We start from the raw sequence: 20,001 nt of genomic DNA, 5'->3' as shown, positions 1-20,001 counted from the left end.
ACGAAGTGCGCAGAATCTTCACAGGCACCACACACCAGCAGCGCTCGCGCTGTTCCACGTCATGTCACGTCGTGTCACGCCCTTGGTGACGAGCGTCCGAATGCACCACGGCCGCGCCCCGCTCGTCCCGGCCGCTGACGACGGCGGCCTGGCCCTCGCGTGCTCCACCCTGACGTCATTGGCGATCCCGTACCGCCTGCTGGGCCGGCTCGGTGGGATCGGCCGTCGCCGCCCCCTGGGGGATGAGGAGGGCGGCCGAGACGGCGAGGGCGATGGGTAAGCGCAAGGGGACCTCCACGTAGTAGTCCGGTCCTATTCGTAGTGATCACATGTGACATAACACAAGATGTGTGATCAGAGCGACACATAATCCATGTCATTACGTCACTGATATACCTTTGCGACCCTGGTGTCCCAGAATGGGGGGATGTCCGGTCCTGCCGGGGCGCGCAGGCCGGAGCTCCCGCCCTCCGGCCGCCTCGTTGACCCCGGCGGCCGCCTGGTCGCTGCCGCGGAACCGCCTGGTCATGCCCTGTCGAAAACCTTTTCAGGATGCTGTGAAGTGGCCGACGCTCGGCCTACCGGCCAGTCCACCATTGACAGCGTCACAGGCTTCTTCTATGTTTCGAAAACCTTTTAGGTGATTTCGGGCATGCGTCGGGGGGATATCGGAAGGAGAGGGTCATGAAGCCACGTGCGCTGGTCCACACGGTCCTGGTCACGATGGTGCCGCTGCTACGCCTACCCGCCGCAGGACCGGGTGCCGCCCGCCTGCCTGGCCGCCACGGATTCCCCCGGCGGCTCCGGGGTGCGGAATCACCGCGGGTCTGACCGCCCGTCGTCGACTAACCCCGTATCCACATCGACGAACCCCGTGTCCACGCAAGCCGGCCACCCGCCTGTCACCCGCGGGTCATCCGCCTGGCTCCCGATCAGCTGAGTCACCCACGACAGCGACGCCCGCGCCGCGGCGCCGCCAACCAATCACGAGCCGTTTCCGACCCTCGGCACGCCCCCGTGCGTGTGCCGGCATAAGCCCGACATTCACCCCCACCGGTACCAGGAGGAGCAAATGATCACCAGACGCTTAAGGAGGGCTCCCACGTGGGCGGCTCTCGCCGCGCTCGTGGCGGGAGGGGTGATCGGCCTGCCACCCGCCGCTCACGCCGACGGCCCGATTCTGCCCGGCAACGAGGGCGACGTGGGGGTCTACACCAACGGGCAGAGCCACGTCATGGACATCGGCGACCCGGTCTACGCCAACGTCGGCGACGTCGCCAACCAGCTCAAGCCGGGCGTGCCGTACACCGCGGCGAACCTGCACCAGTCGATCTTCGAGAAGGACCTGGCCGCCGGCGGCACGGACTACTATCTCGACCGCGTGCTGGGCGTTCGCGGAGCGCTCGGGTCGACCGTGCTGATGACTCGGGGCCGCTCCCTCTACATGCGCGGCGCGAGTAACAACAACTTCACCGTCATGGGTTTCGCCGGCAGCACCTTCGTCGGCGGTCCCAACAACCTCGGCAACCTGTACACCGTCACCGTGCCCGGGCAGACCGTGACCGAGGTGAACGCGAACCGGTTCAACGCGCCGAGCCACGCCAAGAGCCAGTACACGATCGGCACCACCGGCGTCACCGCCGATCTGACGAAGTTCATCACCTACGACAACGTCGCGGTCACCGCCATCACCTTCACCAACCCCGGTGGGTCGGCGGCGACCTTCACGGTCCGGGCCGCCTCGCCGCTGGCCACCCAGGCGGGAGCCACCGCGGCCGAGCTCACCGGCACCCGCGTCATCACCAGCGGTTCCAACAACGGGCTCGTCGACACCCCGTGGAACACGGTCAGGACCGACCTCACCGGTGCCGGCTTCACCCGCACCGGCGCCAACCTGGACCGCGAGGTCACTGTGCCCGCCGGTGGCTCGGTCTCGCTCTCCGTGGTCGGCGCGGTCTCCTCGGCCACGCTGCCGAAGACGGTGGAGAGCTACCACGAGTACGCCGAGCTGGCGCCGGCCGTGGCGGTGCGCACCGGCATCACCGCGTTCAACCGCCAGTGGGCGCAGGACGTGCCCTACATCAACGTCCCCGACCCCGCGCTCGAGAAGGCCATCGTCTACCGCTGGTGGGGGGAGCGTTACAACACCCTCGACGCCAACGCGACCGGTCACGTCTACCAGTACCCCACGACGATCGAGGGAGTGAACCTCTACCAGAACGCCGTGGCGCTGACCCAGCCGATGCACCTGCAGGACACCAAGTGGCTGCGCACGCCGTATCTGCCGTACGGCCAGATCCTCAACATCGGCGAACTGTCCGGCTCCTCGGCCTTCCTCGACAGCCCCGGTCACACGAGCTGGAACAACCACTACTCGCAGTACATCGGCACGGCCGGCCTTGAGGCCTACAACGTGCACGGCGGCGGCAAGGAGGTCGCCGAGAAGTTCGCCCACTTCTTCGAGGGCGACGGCGTCGGCCAGCTCCAGCACTACGACGGCAACAACGACAAGCTCATCGCCTACGACACCAACTACATGCCGGGCAACGACGCGGACGCCATCTCCTTCGGCTTCCCGAAGACCGGCGCCGGCGCGCCCGGCGCGCGGACGATCGAGCGTCCCGAGTCGGCGTACGTGTGGGGCGCCTTCGACGCCGCCCGGCAGCTGTACCAGATCTCCGGCGCCGGCCAGGCCAAGGTCGACCAGATGGCGGCCAGCGCCAACGGCATCCGCGACGCGATCCTGAACCGGCTGTGGAGCCCCGACACGCGGATGTTCCTGGCCGCCACGTCGCACGGCGCCACCAGCGGGGCCAGCTCCAACGGCAAGGCCAACCCGCTGCCCCCGGCGGCCCGCGGCCTGATCCCGGCCAAGGAGTCGAACCTCTACGACGTCTACGCCGAGAACCTCATCCCGTACGACCAGTGGCAGCAGTACGTCGACGGCTACCGCTTCCTGACCTACGGCGACAACTTCCCGATCTTCCCGTTCTACACCGCCAACCAGTACGACCGGACGGCCTACGGGGTCGGCGGCTCCAACAACTTCTCCAACATCAACTTCACCGTGCAGTACCGCGCCGTACGGTCGGCGCTGCGCCACTACGACCCGGAGCAGAAGTACATCACCCCGGCCTACGCCAAGCGGCTGCTTGACTGGATGGCCTGGAGCATCTACCCGAACGCGGACATGCGGGTCCCGAACCAGTCGGAGTACTACTCCAACTGGAACGCGACGGCCAAGACCTACAACCGCAACAACCCGAACCACGTGATGCTCGGCAACATGAACTACATCTTCGTCGAGGACATGGCGGGCATCCAGCCGCGCTCCGACGACAAGATCGAACTGTGGCCGATCAAGTTCGGCTACGACCACTTCATGGTCAACAACCTGCGGTACCACGGGCAGGACGTCACCATCGTCTGGGACCCCGACGGCACCAAGTACGGTCTGGGCGCGGGCTACAGCCTGTTCCTGAACGGCGAGAAGAAGGCCAGCGCCGACAAGCTCGGCAAGCTCACCTACGACCCGAAGACCAACCAGGTCCAGGCCGAGGACGGCGTGACCGTCACCTTCACCGCGGCCGCCGGGAGCGACTTCCCGACCGCGGTGAACACCCCGATCGAGGACGACCGCGTCGTCAGCTACCTCAAGACGGCCGGAGTCGACCTCACCGAGGACGCGGCGAACCTGGCGAAGGGCGCCACCCTCGCCTCGTCCCACACCCAGCAGGGCACCCGGCCGGCGCCGTGGCGGCAGTTCCACACGCCCGGCTTCAGCACCACCTCGATGAACTACACGCCCGGCGCCATCAAGGAGACTGAGCAGCCCGTGACGCTGGCGGCGGTGACCGACGGCGTCACCGCCAACGAGCCCTACTGGGGCAACTACGGCACGACCGACAAGAACGGCTACGTCGAGCTCGATCTGGGGTCGGCCAAGTCCTTCGACAACGCGAAGGTGTTCTTCGTCAGCGACCGCCAGGCCGGCGGTTACCGCGAGCCCGCGCGCTGGTGGGTCCAGGTGCCCAACGGCAGCGGCGGCTGGAAGGAAGTGCCGGGCCAGTTCAAGAACCCGTCCGTCCCGTCGGCGAAGTTCAACGAGGCGCTCTTCGACACCGTGACGGCGGACAAGGTCCGCATCGTCTTCACCAACAACCCGACCTTCTACACCGCGATCTCCGAGATCCAGGTGTTCAACTCGGGGCGTGACGTGCCGGACGTCTCCAACCAGGCGCCCACCGTCACCGCCACGCGCGACGGCTCGGCGGACGGCAACCTGTCCACCAGGCTGGTCGGCACGGCGTCCGACGACGGCATCCCGTACGACGACGAGCTCACCTTCGGCTGGGAGACCGTCTCCGCGCCGCAGGGCGCGGGCGTCATCTTCGCCGACTCCAAGGCGCTGTCGACCCGGGTGACCGGCACCGTCGCCGGTGACTACGTGTTCCGGTTCTTCGCCGACGACGGCGAGAAGCGGTCGACGGCGACCGTGTCGGCGACCCTCGCCAAGAAGGACGTCGTCGCGGAGTTCGGCTCCACCGCGACGATCACCACCAGCGGCACCGCGTCGTGGGAGAACCACGCGCGGGTCAACGAGGCCACCACCCCGAGCAGCTCGAACCCGGGCGCCGGAACCGGCTGGGGCAACTGGGGCCAGCCGCGCAACGGCACCAGCCCCGCGACCGAGGCGTGGATCCAGTACGAGTGGACCTCACCGGTGCGGCTCTCCTCGACCGACATCTACTGGTACGACGACAACGGCGGCACCCGCCGCCCCACGGCCACGACCTACGCCATCGAGACCTCCACGGACGGGACCACCTGGACTCCGGTGACCCTGAACGGATCGACGTACGCCGACGGTCTGGCCACCAACACCTACAACCGCTTCAACTTCGAACCGGTGACGACCAGCCGGATGCGCATCCGCATCTGGGGCCTCATGACCGGCGGCGCCGGCACGGGCGTGCTGCGCTGGCGCGCCAACGGCGAGACCGTCGACACGGTGCGCTCGCCGGTGCTCATCCGCACCGGCGTGGGCATGGTGCCCACCCTGCCGGCCACCCTGGACGCGGTCTACGCCAGCGGCGCCCGCGGCACCGTCGGGTTCAAGTGGCAGCCGATCACGCCGGACCAGGTCGCGGAGCCCAACGTCGACCCGTTCGTGGTCTACGGCACCAACGACGCCTACGGCCTGATCGCCGAGGCCCGCGTCTACGTGCGGCCTGAGATGTCCCAGGGCGGCATCTCGATCCAGGGCGCCGAGTCGTTCCAGCAGCACGTCGAGGTGGGCGAGCTGCCATACCTGCCCAGCAAGGTGGAGGTCTCCTACAACGACGGATCCAGGGACAACCAGGCCATCGGGGTGAACTGGCGGTTCAACCCGGAGATCGTCAACACCGACGGCACCTACACCGTCATCGGCGACCTGATCCTGCCCGACTACGTCAGCGAGGCCGGCACCATCCGGACCACGCTGACGCTCACCGTGGGCGAGGGCGGCCCGATCTGGGAGACCGACGTGCAGGCGCGCACCCAGTGCACCGGCACGAACGTCTACGTCACCCTCAACGTCCGCAACGACGACGACGTGCCGCTCACCATCGAGCTGAGCACGCCGTATGGGTCGCGGACCGTGGCCAACGTCGCGCCCGGGAAGTTCGCCTACCAGGCGTTCAACACCCGCGCCAAGTCGATCCAGGCCGGCACCGCGACGGTGAAGGTCACTGGAACCGTCGACGGCACGCCGGTCACCGTACCGGTGGCAGTGCCGTACGGCGCGCTCAACTGCGGCTAGCACCCCCCTTGGTGGCGGCGCCCCCGCGGCGCCGCCACCAACCTCCGCTGAGAGTAAGGAACGCACCACCTTGAAGAACGCCGCGAGGCGCAGCGCCGTCTCATCACTGAAGCGCCGGTTACGCAGGACCGTCCCGGCGGCGGTCGCCCTTCTCCTGGCCGGCTCCCTGATCGGGGTTCCCGTTCCGGCCTACGCCGCCGACTCCGTCACCTTCACCAACACCCGCAACCCCATCCTCGGCGACGGCAGCTACTACTCGGCGGACCCGGCGCCGGTCGTCGTGCCCGCCGGCGCCCCCGGCAACGAGAGCGGCCGCGACGAGCTCTATATCTACACCGGCCACGACCAGGCCGGGCCGTCCACGAACGACTTCATCATGAACGAGTGGGGCGCCTTCCGCACCGCGGATGTCCAAGCGGGAGAGTGGACCCACTACCCCTCGCTGATGCGGCCGGAACAGGTCTTCGCCTGGGCGACGCCAGGACGCGCGTACGCCGGCCAGGTGATCCGCGGCGTGGACGGGCGCTACTACTGGTACGTCCCGATCAACGAGCGGGACAGTCCGGCATCTGACAAGTTCGCGATCGGCGTGGCCGTCTCGAACAGCCCGACCGGCCCGTGGACCGACCACGCGGGCGGGCCGATCATCTCCCAGCGGGTGCCCACGGCCAACACCATCCACAACATCGACCCGACGATCCTCGTCGACGGCACGGCGCCGAACCAGCGGGTGTACATCTACTGGGGCTCGTTCAGCAACCTGCGGATGCTGGAACTCCAGCAGGACATGAAGACCCCGGTCGGCACTCAGCGCACCGTCACCGGCCTGACCGGCTTCTTCGAGGCGGCCTGGATCTTCAAGCGCAGCAGCACGTACTACATGGCGTACGCCGGGAACAACGCCGGCCCGACCTCGGCGTGCACCCCGGCGAACTACCACGCCTGCATCGCCTACGCGACGGCCGCGTCGCCCGAGGGGCCATGGACCTACCGGGGCACCATGCTCCGGCCGGTCTCCTCGACCACGAGCCACCCGGGCATCCTGGAGTTCAACGGCAAGTGGTACATCGCGTACCACACCGCGGACGCCGTGGGTGGCGGCCACTTCCGCCGTTCGGTGGCGATCGACCCGGTCGAGTGGGACGACACGCAGACCCCGCCGCGGATGAAGCTCGTCACGCCGACGCCCGTCAAGGGACGTGATCTCACGCCCCGGCCGAACATCGCGCAGGAGGCGAAGGTCGCCGTCTCCAACGAGCCCGTGCCCACGCAGTACTGGGTGAAGGCGCTCAACGACGAGATCGTCCGGTCCAACCCGCTGCCGCCGGACATGTGGGGCACCTGGACCGGCAGCAACCCGCCGCAGCAGTGGGTGCAGTACACCTGGGACCAGCCGATGCGGATCTCCGGTTCCCAGATCGAGTTCTGGAACGACCAGCCGCAGGGCAGCGGCGTGGGCGTGGCCGCACCCGCCCGCTGGAAGATCCAGTACTGGAACCTCGGCACCGCGCAGTGGGCCGACGTGCCGAACCCGAGCGGCTACCCGACCAGCACGCAGGGCTTCCAGAACACCACGTTCAATCCGGTGACCACCACGCAGGTCCGCGCGGTGTTCGACGCGTCGACCAACGGCAGCACCTACTCGGCGGTGGCGGTCGAGGAGTGGAAGATCCTCGCCGCGCAGCCGGAGTCCGTCACGCCACCGGCACTGACGGTCGAAGTGGGCGAGCGGGAGTTGCCCGGCACCGTCGACGTGCCGTTCGGCGGCGAAACGCTGCGGGTGCCGGTCTTCTGGGACCCGGTGACGCCGGAACAGGTCGCCGAGCCTGGCACGTTCACGATCCAGGGCACCGTGCTCGGCTACGCCGCCGGCCGCGTCTCCGCGCAGGTCAAGGTCATCTCGCCCGGTGACACCGAGGGTGACCATACGGCGCCGACGCTGGCGCTCACGCCCAGCGGCAGCGCGGGCAGCGCCGGCTGGTTCCGCTCCGCGGTGCGGGTGCGCGTCACCGGTGCCGACGACCGCGGCGGCCGGCTGACCATCGAGTCGCGGGTGGACAGCGGCCAGCCGGTCGTCACCACGGACACCCGGCAGGCCGACGTCAACGTCACCGGCGACGGCCAGCACACCGTCACGGCCACCGCGACCGACCGCGCGGGCAACGTCTCGGCGCCCGCGAACCTCACCGTACGGATCGACGCCACGGCGCCGGTCAGCGTGGGCACCCTGAACACCGCCAACCGGACGGTCAAGGTGCTCGCGGCCGACGCCACCTCCGGGGTCGCCGGCATCGAGTACGCCATCGGCACCGGCCCATGGACCCCCTCCACCGGCGGCTTCATCACGGCACCCGACGCCAACAAGCACACCGTGTCGTTCCGGGCGCTCGACGTGGCCGGGAACCTGGAGACCGCCAAGACGGTCGTCATCCCGGCGGACCTGTCCGGGCCGCTCACCGGCAACATCGCGCCGATCGCGACCCCGACCGCCTCCTACACGGCGGGCTGGAACAGCGTCACCGCCCTGAACGACAACGCCGACCCGGCCAACCCGAGCCAGGCGCAGATCTGGGGCACCTGGTCCGGCACCCGCCCGGCGACCCAGTGGGTCCAGTACGAGTGGTCCCGCCCCGTGCGGATCATCTCGTCGGAGCTGAAGTTCTGGCGGGACTCCAACCAGGGCACCGGCGACGGCGTCGCCCAGCCCGACGGGTGGGTGCTCCAGTACTGGGACGAGGTCACCTCGGCCTGGCGTGACGTGCCCGGCGCGTCCGCGTACGGCACGAGCACGACCGCGTTCAACACCGTCACCTTCACCCCGATCACCACGCCCCGGGTGCGGGCCACGGTCCGGGCCAACGGCAACGGCACCACCTTCTCCGCGGTCGCGATCACGGAATGGCGGGTCTTCGCCGACGAACCGGGCACTGAGCCGGCCAAGATCCCCGTCACGGTCACGGTCGCGCCGCGGTGCATCGCCGGCAAGGCGTACGTAGGCGTGCAGGCGCGCAACGACCACGAGGCGGCGGCGACCATCACCGTCGAGACCGCGTACGGCGAGCGATCCTTCCCGAACGTCGCGCCGGGCGCCAACGCCTACCAGTCGTTCGCCACCCGGGAGGCCTCGATCGCGGCGGGCTCGGTCACCGTCCGCGCCACCGGGACCGTGGACGGCGAGGAGACGACCTCGGTCTACCCCGCCGAACACTCCTCCCTCACCTGCACCTGACCCCCCATCTCTATCCTCATCACCAGCAATCACGCAAAATGGAGCATCACATGAAGAACCAGCACAAATGGCTGCTCGCCGCGGCTGCCGCCCTGACCGCGTCGGTGGCCCTGCAGGCGCCGGCCATGGCCGACCCCGGCGACAGCACCAGTGTGGAGGTGACGGTCGACATCGAGGAGATCAAGGAACCCGGCGTGCTCGCCCTGTCGATCGCCGCCGACTCCGTCGCGCTGGCCGAGGGCGACTCGACCCTGGAGACGCGCGAGTTCCTCGGCACCCTGCCGACGGTGACGGTCACCGACACCCGCACGATGGAGGAGGTGCCCGCCGGCTCCGCCTGGGCCGTGCTCGGCAACGCGACCGATTTCGCCGGCAACAGCGGTCAGGCGCCCATCAGCGCCGGCCACCTCGGCTGGAAGCCGCACCTGATCGACGGTGGCGAGACCGGCCTGGTCGCCGAAGGTGAGGAGGTCGTGACCGTTCTCGACGAGCCGACCCAGCCCGGCAACAACGTCGGCCTGGTCGACCAGGAGCTCCTGGTCTCGACCTTCGATTCCGGCTCCGTCGCCGGTGGCGCCTTCACCGTCAACGCCGATCTGTTCCTGCGCACCCCGGCGGATGTCGCCGCGGGCTCGTACGCTTCGACGCTGACCCTGTCCCTGTTCGAATAAAACGCGCGGTGGGGGCCGCGGCGACGCGGCCCCCCTATGCCGGAGGATTTCGCCATGATCCGAACATTGCACCAGATATTGCCGCGGCTCCTCGCCGTGCTGGCGGCGGTGCTCCTCACCGTTCCGATCGCGCCCACCGGCGCCATGGCGGAACCGGCCAAGCCAACACTCACCTGGTCGGTCCAGCCGGCCAACCAACAGGGCCCGGACGGCCGCCGGTGGATCGAGCTCACGCTCGACCCGGGTCAGAGCGTGACCGAGCACCTGGCCGTGCGGAACTTCAGCGACGGCGCCGCCGTCTTCGCCCTGAAGGCCGCCGACGGCTACCTCACCGACAAGGGCCGCTTCAACATGCTCCAGTCCGACCGCTCCTCGGTGGACGGCGGCACCTGGATCAAGGTCCAGGACGAGGTCACCGTCGGGGCCAAGGAGACGAAGGTGGTGCCGTTCACCATCACCGTGCCCGGTGACGCCACACCGGGAGACCATCCGGCCGGCATCGCGGCGACGGTCACCAGTGCCCGGGGCACGGTCGCCGTCGAGAGCCGGGTGGGGTTCCGGGTCATGATGCGGGCCACCGGCACGATCACGGCGGCGGTGGCCGTCGACGACCTCACCGCCACGTACGAGCAGCCGTGGAACCCCTTCTCAGCCGGCACCATCCGGGTCAAATACACCGCGACGAACAAGGGCAACATCGCGGTGACCGGCACCGGCGGGGTAACGGTCACCGACCTGACCGGCCTGGCCGAACGGGATGCCAAGACCGGCGTCGAGCAGATATTCCCGGGCGACAGCCGAGAGATCGAGACCCGCATCGCAGGAGTCTGGGCGCTAGGACCACTCAGCACGAGCGTCACCGTGTCCCCTGCCGTCCAGGGCGGCGTCCCATCCGGCGCCCTGATCGAGCCCACCGCGGTCGACGTGACGATCTGGACCCTGCCCTGGCCCCAACTGGCCCTCGCCATACTCCTCGGAGCCCTCCTCCTCTCCTCCCGCACCATCACCCGCCGACGCCGCCACCGCCTCGCCGACCTCCTCGCCCGCGCCCGCGACGAAGGCCGCGCAGAGGCCCGCGATTCCACACTCGTCGCCAAAGATCCTGATAAATGAGGGGTTTCAGGCGATAGCCGGGCAGATGCGGGTATGGCGTCGGTGGTCGATGGGGTGTTTCACCCGGGGCAGCACCAGCTCTACACACGTCGGGGTACGGTTGTTTCTATGAGCGCTCAGCCCATTGAGGAGGACCCGCAGGACCCGCAGGTGATCCTTCGCGGTCTGCCCGTCCGGGAGCGGCCGGAATTCCTCCGCCAGTACCGTCAGGCGGTCGAGGCGGCACGTGACGACCTGGCCAGCTACACGGCTCTGAAGCGGCTGCTGCACCGATGGCACCTGACGGTCATCGCCACCAACCGGCCCGGCTATTACGACGCCATCCAGGAAGCCAAGGAAGGTGCTGGTGCGACCACACCCCTTGATGAGGCCATCGCCGACGAGTTGGCCCGCCGCCGGTGACCTACCGCCCCCACTTATCCGAGCGGGCGCTAAGCCAGCTCGGCGGCTTTCCCACGGACGCGCTCACCGCCTTGGTCCAGGCCATGGCCGACGTCTGCGAGAACCCGTATGACCCGCTCACCAGCATGGCCACAGACGACCCGCAGGTACGACGAGCCGACTTCGGCGACCACGGATTCGTCACGTTCCTGATTCTGGACTCGGTTGAGATCGTCCGCGTTGTGGACATCCTGTGGGCCGGCTGACGCGATGGAGATGGTGGGCCCGCGTGCCCGGGTGGGCACGCGGGATGGGGGTCAGCGGGACTCGTGGGCCCGGCGGCAGGGCATGCAGTGCCGGGTCAGGGGGCGGATCTTCAGGCGCTCGTACGGGATTGAGGTTCCGCAGTCCTCGCACTGGCCGTAGTCGCGTTCGGAGAGGCGGGCCAGGCCCTTCTCGATTTCGGCGATGGCCCGTTCGGTGGCGGCGAGGTCGGCCAGGGTGCGCTGGCGCAGGTCGCCGTCGCCTTCGGTGGTCTCGACCAGGGTGGTGAGTTCCTGGAGGCGGGAGGTCCGCCACAGGTGCTGTTCCCGCAGTTCCTCGGCGATGGCGTCGGTCTGGATCCGGCTGAGCCCGGTCATGCTGCCATCTCCTTCGCGGTGAGGCGGGCGCAGTCGGGGCACCGCTGCTCGTGCGGAGCCTGGAACAGGACGGTGAGCGGGATGAACGTGCCGCAGCGCCGGCAGGCGCCGTACAGTCCTCGGTCTATCCGTTCGATGGCGGACTCGATGGCGGCGAGCTGAGCGGCCAGGCGGTCGTGGGCGCCTGGCCGGGCCGCGCGTTCCAGCTCGGTCCTGGCGGCGGCGCGGCGCTCCTCCAGCAGGGCGCGAAGTTCTTCGAGCCGGGCCAGGTGCCACTCGTAGTCCTGAATGAACGTGTGCAAAGACGCCATGACGGTGTCACTCCTAGCGTGAGAATTCAGCGATCCCGCGCGATCGCGGCAGATCGATGAGCCCCGGGCGCAGTTCGCGCGCAGGGGAAGGAGAGAACCTCTAGAGCGTCGGCGGGCTACGCGAGCCGGGCGCGCGATGCCCCGACTGCTGGGGGTCGCGAATGTCGGCCGAGCCCGCGTCGGGCCAGACCGGCCGGGTTCCGGACACCGGTTGCGCCCAGCTGGCCACGGGCCACAGGCGGGACGCGTGACCGGGCGCCCCGGTGATCGGTGGCAGCGCCAAGGCCGCGGACGTCTGCGTGAACGGCGTGATCACGTCGGTCGCGCACTGGTTGGACTCCCGGCCGGGATCGCTCGTGGCCCACGCCGGAGTGGAGGCGAACATGACCAGTGCGAGCAGGAGAAGACCCACCGCCGCCGTGAAGGAGGCGGAGCCACAGGGTCTCCGGAGCCACATATTCCCGACCATAGCCCACTTCAGGCACCAGGACGCGGGCTAGGCTGGACGGTCACCGGCCGGGAGGAGGCGTCGTGCGGACCAGGTTGCCCGCCGTCCTGCTCCTGCTGGCATGGCTGCTGCCCGTCACCGCTCACGCCTCCGGGGTGACCGGAATCACGGCCACGCCGAGCGTGGTCGCGTGGCAGGCCGACCAGCAGCACCCTGTCGGCCGCGCGGTGCCCCTCTCGCAGGTCCGTACCGCCCTGCACGAAGTGCCCGGCACGGCCTGGCACGCCGTTCTCGCCTCGGGCGCGCCTCGGTGGCGCGTCGCCTGGCACGCCTGCGCGCTCCCCGGCGACGACCGGGTTCTCCCTGCTCTCCGCCGCTGCGCGCCGCCGGCCCGCGCCCCGCCCTCCACGGCTCTCTGACCAGCTCTTTCCTTCCCGCACATCCGAGCCTGTGGAGGCTTCCGTGTCCCGTGCGCCTGTTTGGCGTGCGCTGGCGGCGCTGGCCGTCATCGTCACTTCGATCATCATCACCGTCAGTCTCTCGCCACGCCTGGGCCTCGACCTGCGAGGCGGCACCCAGCTCGTCTTCGAGGCGAGGGACTCACCGACCGTCAAAGCCGACTCCGAATCCGCCGACCGCGCCCTGGACGTGCTGCGCCGCCGGGCCGACGCGCTCGGCGTGGTCGATCCCACCCTGATCCGTTCCGGCGACCGGCGGATCGTCGTGGAGCTGCCCGGCGTCCTGGACCCCCGTCAGGCCGCCGAGGTCATCGGCAGGACCGCGCAGCTGAGCATCCATCCCGTACTCGCTCTCGCCGAGGAGACCGACCAGGCCGCACCGCGGGACGAACACGGTCAGCGACTGCGGATCGGCCCCGCCGCGATCAGCGGCGACGGCATCACCGGCGCGGGCGAGCGCACCGACCCGGCGGGTGGGCTCGGCTGGTCGGTCAAAATCGACTTCCGCGACGCCCGGGCCTGGCGACAACTGACCGGCGACGTGGCCTGCGCGGAGCCGGGAGACCCGAGACGCAGGATCGCGATCGTCCTCGACAAGAAGATCATCTCCTCGCCGCAGCTCGACCCCGCGTTCGCTTGCGGGGCGGGCATGCCTGGCGGCTCGACCGACATCACCGGCTCCTTCGGTTACGAGGCGGCGCGCGATCTGGCCGTGCTCATCAAGGGGGGCGCGCTGCCGGTCCCGCTCGACCTGGTCGAACAGCGCAGCGTCGGCCCGACGCTCGGCGCGGACGCGATCGACGCCAGCGCCAAGGCCGCCATCACCGGACTCGTCCTGACCACCCTGTTCATCATCGTCGTCTACCGCCTGGCCGGCCTGCTCGCCGCCGTCGCCCTGGCCAGCTATGGCCTCATCTCGTACGCCGTGCTGGTCGCCATGGGCGCCACCTTCACCCTCTCCGGCCTGGCCGGTTTCGTCCTGGCCATCGGCATCGCCATCGACGCCTGCGTCCTGATCTTCGAACGCGCCAGAGAGGAGTACGGCCACGCTCCCCGGCGCGGCCTCAGAGCCGCTCTGGACCTGGGCTTCAAGCACGCATGGAGCGCCATCGCCGACTCCAACATCACCACGCTGATCGCCGCCGCCATCCTGTTCTGGCTGGCTTCCGGGCCGGTGAAGGGCTTCGGCGTGACGCTGGGGATCGGGGTGCTGGCCTCGCTCGTCTCGGCGATGCTGATCACCCGCGTGCTCACCCAGGCGGTCATCGGCCGGGTCGGGCCGAACGTGGCCGGCATCGGCTCGGCCGGCCGGATCAGGTCGTGGCTCACCCGCAGGAACCCCTCGATCATGGCGGCCCGCCGCTGGTGGCTGACTCTCGCGGGCGGGTTGGTCGCGGTCGCGCTGGCCGGGACGTTCACCCAGGGCCTGAACTTCGGCGTCGAGTTCACCGGAGGCAGAGCCGTCGAGTTCACCACCTCCGGCACCGTGCCGGCCGAGGTCGCCCGACGTGCGGTCGCCGACGCCGGTCACCCGTCCGCCGTGGTGCATTCCTCGGCCGGGCTCGTCTCCATCCGGGCCGGGCAGCTCGCCCCCGAGGACGTCGCCAGGATCCAGGACGCCCTGCGCGGCCACGCGGGCGAGGTGACCAAGCGCCGGGACGAGTTCATCGGCCCCAGCATGGGCGCGGAACTGCGCCGCAACGCCGCCATCGCGCTCATCGTCGCCATGGCCGCCCAGCTGATCTACCTGGCCGTACGGTTCCGGTGGACCTTCGGCGTGGCGGCGGTGCTGGCCCTGCTGGTGGACGTGGCCGTGGTGCTCGGGCTGTTCGCCTGGCTGGGCAAGCCGGTGGACGGCATCTTCCTGGCCGCGATGCTCACCATCGTCGGCTACTCCGTCAACGACAAGGTGGTGGTCTTCGATCGGGTCAGGGAGCTGTGGGCGAGCAAGGACCGTCTCCCCGAAGCCGTGAACAGCGCGATCCTGCAGACCGTCCCCCGGACGATCAACACCGGTCTCGGCGCCCTGTTCATTCTCGGCGCTCTGGCCGTCTTCGGCGCCGACTCCCTCCACGACTTCGCCATCGCCCTGGTCACCGGCATCGTGGCGGGCACCCTGTCCTCCTCGTTCGTCGCGGGCCCCGTCGCCATCGCCCTGAACCGCTTCGACCGCAATCCACCCCCTTCTCGGCCCCGAAGCACCCGCTGACCTCAATCGGGCTCCGTCACCTGCTCCCTGGTGTACGGAGCCCTACGGTTGTGATCCTTTTAGGGATTTGTCTCGGCAAAGTGAATTGTCAGGAGATCTATAGCTTTGTCAAAGGCTGGGTAGATGTGCGGGCATCACGCTGACCTGCATGATGTCTCGACGGTCGGGTGAGCCCCCCGGAATCGGCCGGTGGAGCGGGCTCTGGCGGAAAATGGTGTTGCCCGCCGCGTCAGTGATCACTGTCGTGACCGGCGTCCCGGGCGCGGTGGCGTTAACCGGGGCTCGCTCCCAGGCCCTTGACGCCTACTCCGTCTCCGCCGTGGCGACGACCGCCGAGCCGACACAGTCCGTCACGCCGCCCGCTCCCGACCCCAAGGTGGCCACCGTGGCCTTCTCCACATCGGCGCGCGCCAAGCTGACCCGGAAACTCGGCGCCTATCTGAAGGACCGCTCCGGCCAGGCGTCGGTGCAGATCCACGACCTGTCCACCGGCATCACCTACGGCTACAACACCGGCCTGCGGACCGTCACCGCGAGCATCGTCAAGGTCGACATTCTCGCCGCACTCCTGCTGCGCGCACAGCGAGATAGCCGGAGCATCACCGCGACCGAGCGGAATCTGGCCAAACTCATGATCACGCTCAGCGACAATGACGCGGCCACCACACTGTGGAACCAGATCGGCGGCGCACCGGGCCTGGCCACCGCCAACCGCAAGCTCGGCCTGCGCGACACGACACCCGGCCCCGGCGGCTACTGGGGCTCGACCACCACCGGCGCCGCCGACCAGATCCGCATCCTGCGATCCCTCACCTCCAAAACCAGCCCACTCAACGCCGAAAGCCGCCGCTACATCCTGGGACTGATGGCCGACGTCGCCCCCGCGCAGGCCTGGGGCATCAGCGCGGCCGCCGGCAACGACGACACGACGGCGGTCAAGAACGGCTGGCTCTCCCGTACGGCCGACGGCGGACGCTGGACGATCAACAGCATCGGCCGCATCCACGGCGACGGACACGACTACCTGATCGCCGTCATTTCCCGGCGAAACTCCTCCATGGCGGACGGCATCGCCACAGTCGAGCACATCGCCGAACTGGCGATCAAGGCACTGAACAGTAATCCAGCGCCGTAGTCCCAAGCGCGACCCGCCTGGCAGGAATTCCGAAGTTCGGCTGACTCATCGGTGGCCGCCTGAAGCAAGAGCTGACAACGTCGCTTAAAAAACCACGACAAACTTCATTTGATGACGAAATAGGCCGATTGATTTATTTCGTGGGATCGACGACTTACTCTGATCGCATGAGCGATGTGCCGGAAGGAAGATCTTCGTCCGCACCCAATATGGAGTACACGCGCCGCATGTACGACCGCACCATCGACTGGTACAAGGTCGCCGAGTCGAAGGCACAACACATCCTCACTGTCAACGGCGTGTTCGCGACGATCACCTTCGGCTTGTTGTCCAGCGGCGTCTCCGAGCTGCGTAAATCCCGTGCCTCTATCGGGCCGGAGACGTGGGTCTTCCTAGCGATAGCGCTTGTCGCACTCTGCGGTTCGATCGGATTCGCCACGGCGTGCTTGCAATCGCGACACAACCACAACATCCGCACGGATTACGCACAGCTGGGCATAGTTCCGGGCGACAAAGAAACCTATCGCCCGGAAGGGCTCTGGTATTTCGGTCATATCGCCCCACTTCACTGGAAATGGGTCATCGAGAAACTGCGTGCCGCCGACGACGAGTTCGAGATCATCGCACTCACCTACAACGTCCACGGCCTGGCCAGAGTCGTGCTGCGCAAACACCGCCTGGTCAACCTCGGCTGGGCCCTGACTTCGACCGCGCTGGTCGCACTGATCGCCGCCGGCGTCAGCCTCGTCGTCCGCAGCCAGCTGTAATAGCCAACTGGACGTGGGGCGGACGCACCGAGTCGGAGGCCTTCGAGGAACGTCAGACTAAGGTTTGCGGACCTTTTGACACACTTCGCTTTCGCTGCTCTCCCGAGCAAGGCCCAACAGCTGGGCATCGCCCGCTACATTTCCGACGATCGCCGTCGACGCCGAGTTGGTACTCAATCGGCGCGAGTTCCGGAAGAGAGAAAGATCGGGACGGCGACGAACAGCCGGTCGTCGCGTGCTCTGGCGGCTTGGTCGTCGAGCCAGGCGCCTTCTCCGATGGTGGCGAGCATCGGCAGGCACGTGGCGTCTGTCCACACGATCGTGTGGACCTCGACGGTGACGTTGACGAACCCGTTGTCCAGCAGGAGGTTCCGGTACCGGCGGGCGACCTGCGGGTTTGGCATATTGTCTGCGCGTGTGTGGATGAGCGTGCGGGTGCGTTCGGGATCGTCGGAGTCGATCACGAATGTGTCCCAGTCTTGGCCGACGAGCACCGCGCGGCCGTTTCTGGCCAGGACCCGGCGGGCCTCGACGACGGCTCGGTCGGGCTCGGCGAGGGTGTGCAGGACCTTGTCGGCGCGGTAGCCGGTGACCGAGCCGTCGTCGAGAGGCAGCGCGGTGGCGTCGGCGACATGGAACTCGCCTGTGGGCCAGCGTTCGATGGCGATCTCGATCATGGTGGGGTCCAGGTCGATGCCGATGGCCCTCACCCCACGGGCGGCCAGCTCGCCGACGGCGCGCCCGCCCCCGCAGCCGACGTCGACGACGGTGTCGCCCAGCGCTTGGTAGGTGTGTTCCCGCAGGTTACGAGCCTGGGGTAGGTCGTCAAAGGCGTCGAGGATGGTAAGCAACGTGGACATGGCCGTCATTGTGCGACTTAATGTCGACATGAAGTCAATCGGCGAGGTGGCGGCTCAGTTCGGGTTGCCGACACACGCGCTGCGGCACTGGGAGGCGGAAGGACTGCTGACACCGGCCCGCGCGGGCGACCGCCGCCGCTACACCGACGCGGACCTGTACCGGGTGGCGGCGATCCTGATCTCGAAGGAGGCGGGCTTCGGACTCGCGGACATCCGGACGATGCTGGCCGCCCAGTCCGCACCGGCCCGCCATGAGGTGATGGCCCGCCACCGCGAGATGTTGCTGGCACGGATCGCCCGGGCGCGGGCCGCACTCGACATGCTCGAGGGCGGCTTGGAATGCCCGCACGACGACATCATGACGTGCCCGCATTTCCAGGGACTTCTGGCTGACCGACTGCAGCCGTCTTCTTTCGGCGCGAACTGGCAAGGGGCGAACGTGCCGCAGTGATATGACAGGCACGTGACAGCTTCACCGACACGGTCTCGATGCTCGCGCTGATCCTAGGCTCTGTGGGGCTGGATTCTCGGAACCGGCCGTCGCCCGGATGGATGTATAGGGCTATTGCAGGCTTGTGGTCGGGTCGGTGGGCAGGTCGAACTCTCCCAGGTTGACTCCGCCGACGAAGGCCCGCCACTCCGCCGGAGTGAAGATCAAAGCCGGCCCGTCGGGGTTCTTGCTGTCCCGGACCGCGACGAGTCCGGGGAGGTTGTTGGCGACCTCGACGCAGTTCCCGCCGTTGTTGCCACTGCGAGAACTCTTCTTCCACACGGCCCCGGCGAGGTCTGTTGAGCTCAGGTCTCTGGCTTCCATAGCTCCGCTGCTTCCTCGATCATTTCGAGAGACTCACCCGCACGGTAGGCCTCTGTCCGTAGCTTGTCATATCGGTCCAAGATCAGAGAGACCACTCCACGCTCTGCCGATACCTCCCCTTCGCCTGCGGAGTCTACGGATACGGTGATTGGCGCGTCTTCAAGTTCCGCGATGACGAACGAGGAAGACAGACCGTCCGTGCAAGCTGTGTCGAAGGGGACGATCTGCACCGTCACTCGGCGGCGACGGGCGACCGTTGCCAGATGCCGGAGCTGGTCGTACATGATCTTTCGGCTCCCGATCGGGCGCTTGAGAACCCACTCGTCCATGAGTACGTACAGCTCTGGGGGATTTTCCCGGCTGAGGATCTGCTGACGCTCCATCCGGGCGGCGACCTGCTCTTCTATCTCTGATTCAGGCGTCGAGAAACGACCGAGGAATACGGCCCGCGCATATGCCTCGGTCTGGAACGCCCAGGCCCAGGGACCAACCGGCCCGGGCATGATGCCCCCCGAACGGACGGAACTCACGCCGGACGCGTGGTCCCAGCAGGCAACCATCCCTCCCGAGATCGCCACCCCAGCTGCCAGCGGAAGCCAGCCGCTTCCCGTGCGAACCGGTCGAGACTTGCGCGTTCCTCTCTCGCGGGCCAACGAAAGCGAGGCGTCCCCTCCTACCCGTACCAGCCGAGCGGATCCACCCTCGCGGGCCGATCGAAATGAGGCGCGCTCTCCCGCGCGGACCGGCGGGCCACACGGAGCCGTCATCGCCCTGCGCCGGCGGGAGATCATCGACAACCTGGCCGGGCAGATCGCAAGCGGTGAACTTGAAGAAGGAGCCCGGGTGACGAGCGTCCGGCGGTTGATGGACGCCTACTCCATCCCGGCGTCGGCTGCCCGCTCCGTCCAGCGTGAACTACGAGACCGGCGAATCATCCGCCTGGTGCCCGGTTTGGGCTACGTCGTCGGCGCTCCCGACCGTACCCCCAAGCCGCCGCGCATACCCGTACAGGATCAGATCACCCAGATCGCCACCAGCTTGGCCGAGAAGATCGCCTCCGGCCAGATCGGCACGCATCAGCCGGCAACCCTGCGCGGGCTGATGATCGAACACACCATCTCCAGGGAGGCCGCCAGCGCCGTCCTGTCCCGTCTCAGGTCC

The 20,001-nt window shown here is 68.4% G+C and carries 20 protein-coding genes; 13 read left to right on the top strand and 7 right to left on the bottom strand.

The genetic code is table 11. From position 1 onward, the window contains the following. Nucleotides 1–85: 85 nt before the first annotated feature. From Amac_RS01805 to Amac_RS01770, 8 genes are all read left to right on the top strand, one after another. Complete coding sequence (locus Amac_RS01805) at nucleotides 86–280, top strand: hypothetical protein (protein WP_155352503.1); 195 nt, start codon at nucleotides 86–88, stop codon at nucleotides 278–280. A 404-nt stretch (nucleotides 281–684) separates the two neighbouring features. Beyond that, nucleotides 685–831 carry a hypothetical protein gene (locus Amac_RS01800; protein WP_155352502.1) on the top strand — a complete coding sequence of 49 codons (147 nt, stop codon included), beginning with the start codon at nucleotides 685–687 and terminating at the stop codon, nucleotides 829–831. Between the two features lie 241 nt (nucleotides 832–1,072). After that, a complete protein-coding gene (locus tag Amac_RS01795; RefSeq protein ID WP_170322259.1) occupies nucleotides 1,073–5,803 on the top strand; it encodes an Ig-like domain-containing protein in 4,731 nt (1,576 codons plus the stop codon). Nucleotides 5,804–5,873: 70 nt separating this feature from the next. Next, nucleotides 5,874–9,032: a family 43 glycosylhydrolase gene (locus tag Amac_RS57130; protein WP_218040831.1), complete on the top strand. Its 3,159-nt coding sequence runs from the start codon at nucleotides 5,874–5,876 to the stop codon at nucleotides 9,030–9,032. Nucleotides 9,033–9,082: 50 nt separating this feature from the next. Then, on the top strand, nucleotides 9,083–9,703 hold the full coding sequence (locus Amac_RS01785) for a hypothetical protein (protein ID WP_155352501.1): 621 nt from the start codon (nucleotides 9,083–9,085) through the stop codon (nucleotides 9,701–9,703). Nucleotides 9,704–9,757: 54 nt separating this feature from the next. Beyond that, nucleotides 9,758–10,816 (top strand): WxL protein peptidoglycan domain-containing protein, encoded by a 1,059-nt coding sequence (locus tag Amac_RS01780; protein ID WP_155352500.1) that lies wholly within the window; start codon nucleotides 9,758–9,760, stop codon nucleotides 10,814–10,816. A gap of 108 nt (nucleotides 10,817–10,924) precedes the next feature. Continuing rightward, the gene (locus tag Amac_RS01775) at nucleotides 10,925–11,218 is read left to right on the top strand and encodes a DUF6247 family protein (RefSeq protein WP_155349477.1); all 294 of its coding nucleotides are present in this window, start codon (nucleotides 10,925–10,927) and stop codon (nucleotides 11,216–11,218) included. Further along, nucleotides 11,215–11,463 (top strand): type II toxin-antitoxin system RelE family toxin, encoded by a 249-nt coding sequence (locus Amac_RS01770; RefSeq protein WP_155352499.1) that lies wholly within the window; start codon nucleotides 11,215–11,217, stop codon nucleotides 11,461–11,463. Before Amac_RS01775 ends, Amac_RS01770 begins: the two co-directional genes overlap by 4 nt. 51 nt (nucleotides 11,464–11,514) lie before the next feature. Here the strand turns inward: Amac_RS01770 and Amac_RS01765 are convergent, their stop codons facing one another. The 3 genes from Amac_RS01765 to Amac_RS01755 all read right to left on the bottom strand — a co-directional run bounded on the left by Amac_RS01765 (nucleotide 11,515) and on the right by Amac_RS01755 (nucleotide 12,606). After that, nucleotides 11,515–11,838 (bottom strand): TraR/DksA family transcriptional regulator, encoded by a 324-nt coding sequence (locus tag Amac_RS01765; RefSeq protein WP_155352498.1) that lies wholly within the window; start codon nucleotides 11,836–11,838, stop codon nucleotides 11,515–11,517. Continuing rightward, a complete protein-coding gene (locus tag Amac_RS01760; RefSeq protein ID WP_155352497.1) occupies nucleotides 11,835–12,149 on the bottom strand; it encodes a TraR/DksA family transcriptional regulator in 315 nt (104 codons plus the stop codon). Before Amac_RS01760 ends, Amac_RS01765 begins: the two co-directional genes overlap by 4 nt. A gap of 100 nt (nucleotides 12,150–12,249) precedes the next feature. Then, nucleotides 12,250–12,606: a hypothetical protein gene (locus Amac_RS01755; protein WP_155352496.1), complete on the bottom strand. Its 357-nt coding sequence runs from the start codon at nucleotides 12,604–12,606 to the stop codon at nucleotides 12,250–12,252. Nucleotides 12,607–12,680: 74 nt separating this feature from the next. Here Amac_RS01755 and Amac_RS01750 point away from each other — a divergent pair, with 74 nt between their 5' ends. The 4 genes from Amac_RS01750 (at nucleotide 12,681) to Amac_RS01735 (ending at nucleotide 17,166) form a co-directional block, all read left to right on the top strand. Beyond that, complete coding sequence (locus tag Amac_RS01750) at nucleotides 12,681–13,016, top strand: hypothetical protein (protein WP_155352495.1); 336 nt, start codon at nucleotides 12,681–12,683, stop codon at nucleotides 13,014–13,016. Between the two features lie 43 nt (nucleotides 13,017–13,059). Then, nucleotides 13,060–15,264, top strand: a complete 2,205-nt coding sequence (gene secD, locus Amac_RS01745) for a protein translocase subunit SecD (RefSeq protein WP_155352494.1) — start codon at nucleotides 13,060–13,062, stop codon at nucleotides 15,262–15,264. A gap of 148 nt (nucleotides 15,265–15,412) precedes the next feature. Then, nucleotides 15,413–16,399 carry a serine hydrolase gene (locus Amac_RS01740; protein WP_155352493.1) on the top strand — a complete coding sequence of 329 codons (987 nt, stop codon included), beginning with the start codon at nucleotides 15,413–15,415 and terminating at the stop codon, nucleotides 16,397–16,399. 167 nt (nucleotides 16,400–16,566) lie between these two features. Beyond that, nucleotides 16,567–17,166: a Pycsar system effector family protein gene (locus tag Amac_RS01735; RefSeq protein ID WP_155352492.1), complete on the top strand. Its 600-nt coding sequence runs from the start codon at nucleotides 16,567–16,569 to the stop codon at nucleotides 17,164–17,166. Between the two features lie 173 nt (nucleotides 17,167–17,339). Here Amac_RS01735 and Amac_RS01730 read toward each other — a convergent pair whose 3' ends face one another. After that, nucleotides 17,340–18,026 carry a methyltransferase domain-containing protein gene (locus Amac_RS01730; protein WP_155352491.1) on the bottom strand — a complete coding sequence of 229 codons (687 nt, stop codon included), beginning with the start codon at nucleotides 18,024–18,026 and terminating at the stop codon, nucleotides 17,340–17,342. Between Amac_RS01730 and Amac_RS01725 the strand changes: the two genes are divergently transcribed. Next, nucleotides 18,025–18,477: a MerR family transcriptional regulator gene (locus Amac_RS01725; protein ID WP_246268044.1), complete on the top strand. Its 453-nt coding sequence runs from the start codon at nucleotides 18,025–18,027 to the stop codon at nucleotides 18,475–18,477. The genes Amac_RS01730 and Amac_RS01725 overlap by 2 nt on opposite strands. A gap of 111 nt (nucleotides 18,478–18,588) precedes the next feature. Here the strand turns inward: Amac_RS01725 and Amac_RS01720 are convergent, their stop codons facing one another. The 3 genes from Amac_RS01720 to Amac_RS01710 all read right to left on the bottom strand — a co-directional run bounded on the left by Amac_RS01720 (nucleotide 18,589) and on the right by Amac_RS01710 (nucleotide 19,953). Next, nucleotides 18,589–18,840, bottom strand: coding sequence for a DUF397 domain-containing protein (locus Amac_RS01720; protein WP_155352490.1), 252 nt, complete (start codon nucleotides 18,838–18,840; stop codon nucleotides 18,589–18,591). After that, on the bottom strand, nucleotides 18,822–19,343 hold the full coding sequence (locus tag Amac_RS01715; RefSeq protein ID WP_155352489.1) for a DUF5753 domain-containing protein: 522 nt from the start codon (nucleotides 19,341–19,343) through the stop codon (nucleotides 18,822–18,824). Before Amac_RS01715 ends, Amac_RS01720 begins: the two co-directional genes overlap by 19 nt. Before the next feature lie 412 nt (nucleotides 19,344–19,755). Next, nucleotides 19,756–19,953: a hypothetical protein gene (locus Amac_RS01710; RefSeq protein ID WP_155352488.1), complete on the bottom strand. Its 198-nt coding sequence runs from the start codon at nucleotides 19,951–19,953 to the stop codon at nucleotides 19,756–19,758. Nucleotides 19,954–20,001 lie beyond the last annotated feature (48 nt).

This window comes from Acrocarpospora macrocephala, assembly GCF_009687865.1.
In the GTDB taxonomy this organism is placed as follows: Bacteria; Actinomycetota; Actinomycetes; order Streptosporangiales; family Streptosporangiaceae; genus Acrocarpospora; species Acrocarpospora macrocephala.
Note: the sequence above shows the minus strand (reverse complement) of the source record. Positions and strands in the feature narration are given on the sequence as shown.

What these genes read in the sequence shown, in the direction of transcription:
- Amac_RS01800 (WP_155352502.1), top strand. Translation starts at nt 685, where the DNA reads ATGAAGCCACGTGCGCTGGTCCACACGGTCCTGGTCACGATGGTGCCG.
- Amac_RS01795 (WP_170322259.1), top strand. Translation starts at nt 1,073, where the DNA reads ATGATCACCAGACGCTTAAGGAGGGCTCCCACGTGGGCGGCTCTCGCC.
- Amac_RS01785 (WP_155352501.1), top strand. Translation starts at nt 9,083, where the DNA reads ATGAAGAACCAGCACAAATGGCTGCTCGCCGCGGCTGCCGCCCTGACC.
- Amac_RS01780 (WP_155352500.1), top strand. Translation starts at nt 9,758, where the DNA reads ATGATCCGAACATTGCACCAGATATTGCCGCGGCTCCTCGCCGTGCTG.
- Amac_RS01775 (WP_155349477.1), top strand. Translation starts at nt 10,925, where the DNA reads ATGAGCGCTCAGCCCATTGAGGAGGACCCGCAGGACCCGCAGGTGATC.
- Amac_RS01765 (WP_155352498.1), bottom strand. Translation starts at nt 11,838, where the DNA reads ATGACCGGGCTCAGCCGGATCCAGACCGACGCCATCGCCGAGGAACTG.
- Amac_RS01760 (WP_155352497.1), bottom strand. Translation starts at nt 12,149, where the DNA reads ATGGCGTCTTTGCACACGTTCATTCAGGACTACGAGTGGCACCTGGCC.
- Amac_RS01755 (WP_155352496.1), bottom strand. Translation starts at nt 12,606, where the DNA reads ATGTGGCTCCGGAGACCCTGTGGCTCCGCCTCCTTCACGGCGGCGGTG.
- Amac_RS01740 (WP_155352493.1), top strand. Translation starts at nt 15,413, where the DNA reads ATGATGTCTCGACGGTCGGGTGAGCCCCCCGGAATCGGCCGGTGGAGC.
- Amac_RS01735 (WP_155352492.1), top strand. Translation starts at nt 16,567, where the DNA reads ATGAGCGATGTGCCGGAAGGAAGATCTTCGTCCGCACCCAATATGGAG.
- Amac_RS01725 (WP_246268044.1), top strand. Translation starts at nt 18,025, where the DNA reads ATGGCCGTCATTGTGCGACTTAATGTCGACATGAAGTCAATCGGCGAG.
- Amac_RS01730 (WP_155352491.1), bottom strand. Translation starts at nt 18,026, where the DNA reads ATGTCCACGTTGCTTACCATCCTCGACGCCTTTGACGACCTACCCCAG.
- Amac_RS01720 (WP_155352490.1), bottom strand. Translation starts at nt 18,840, where the DNA reads ATGGAAGCCAGAGACCTGAGCTCAACAGACCTCGCCGGGGCCGTGTGG.
- Amac_RS01715 (WP_155352489.1), bottom strand. Translation starts at nt 19,343, where the DNA reads ATGCCCGGGCCGGTTGGTCCCTGGGCCTGGGCGTTCCAGACCGAGGCA.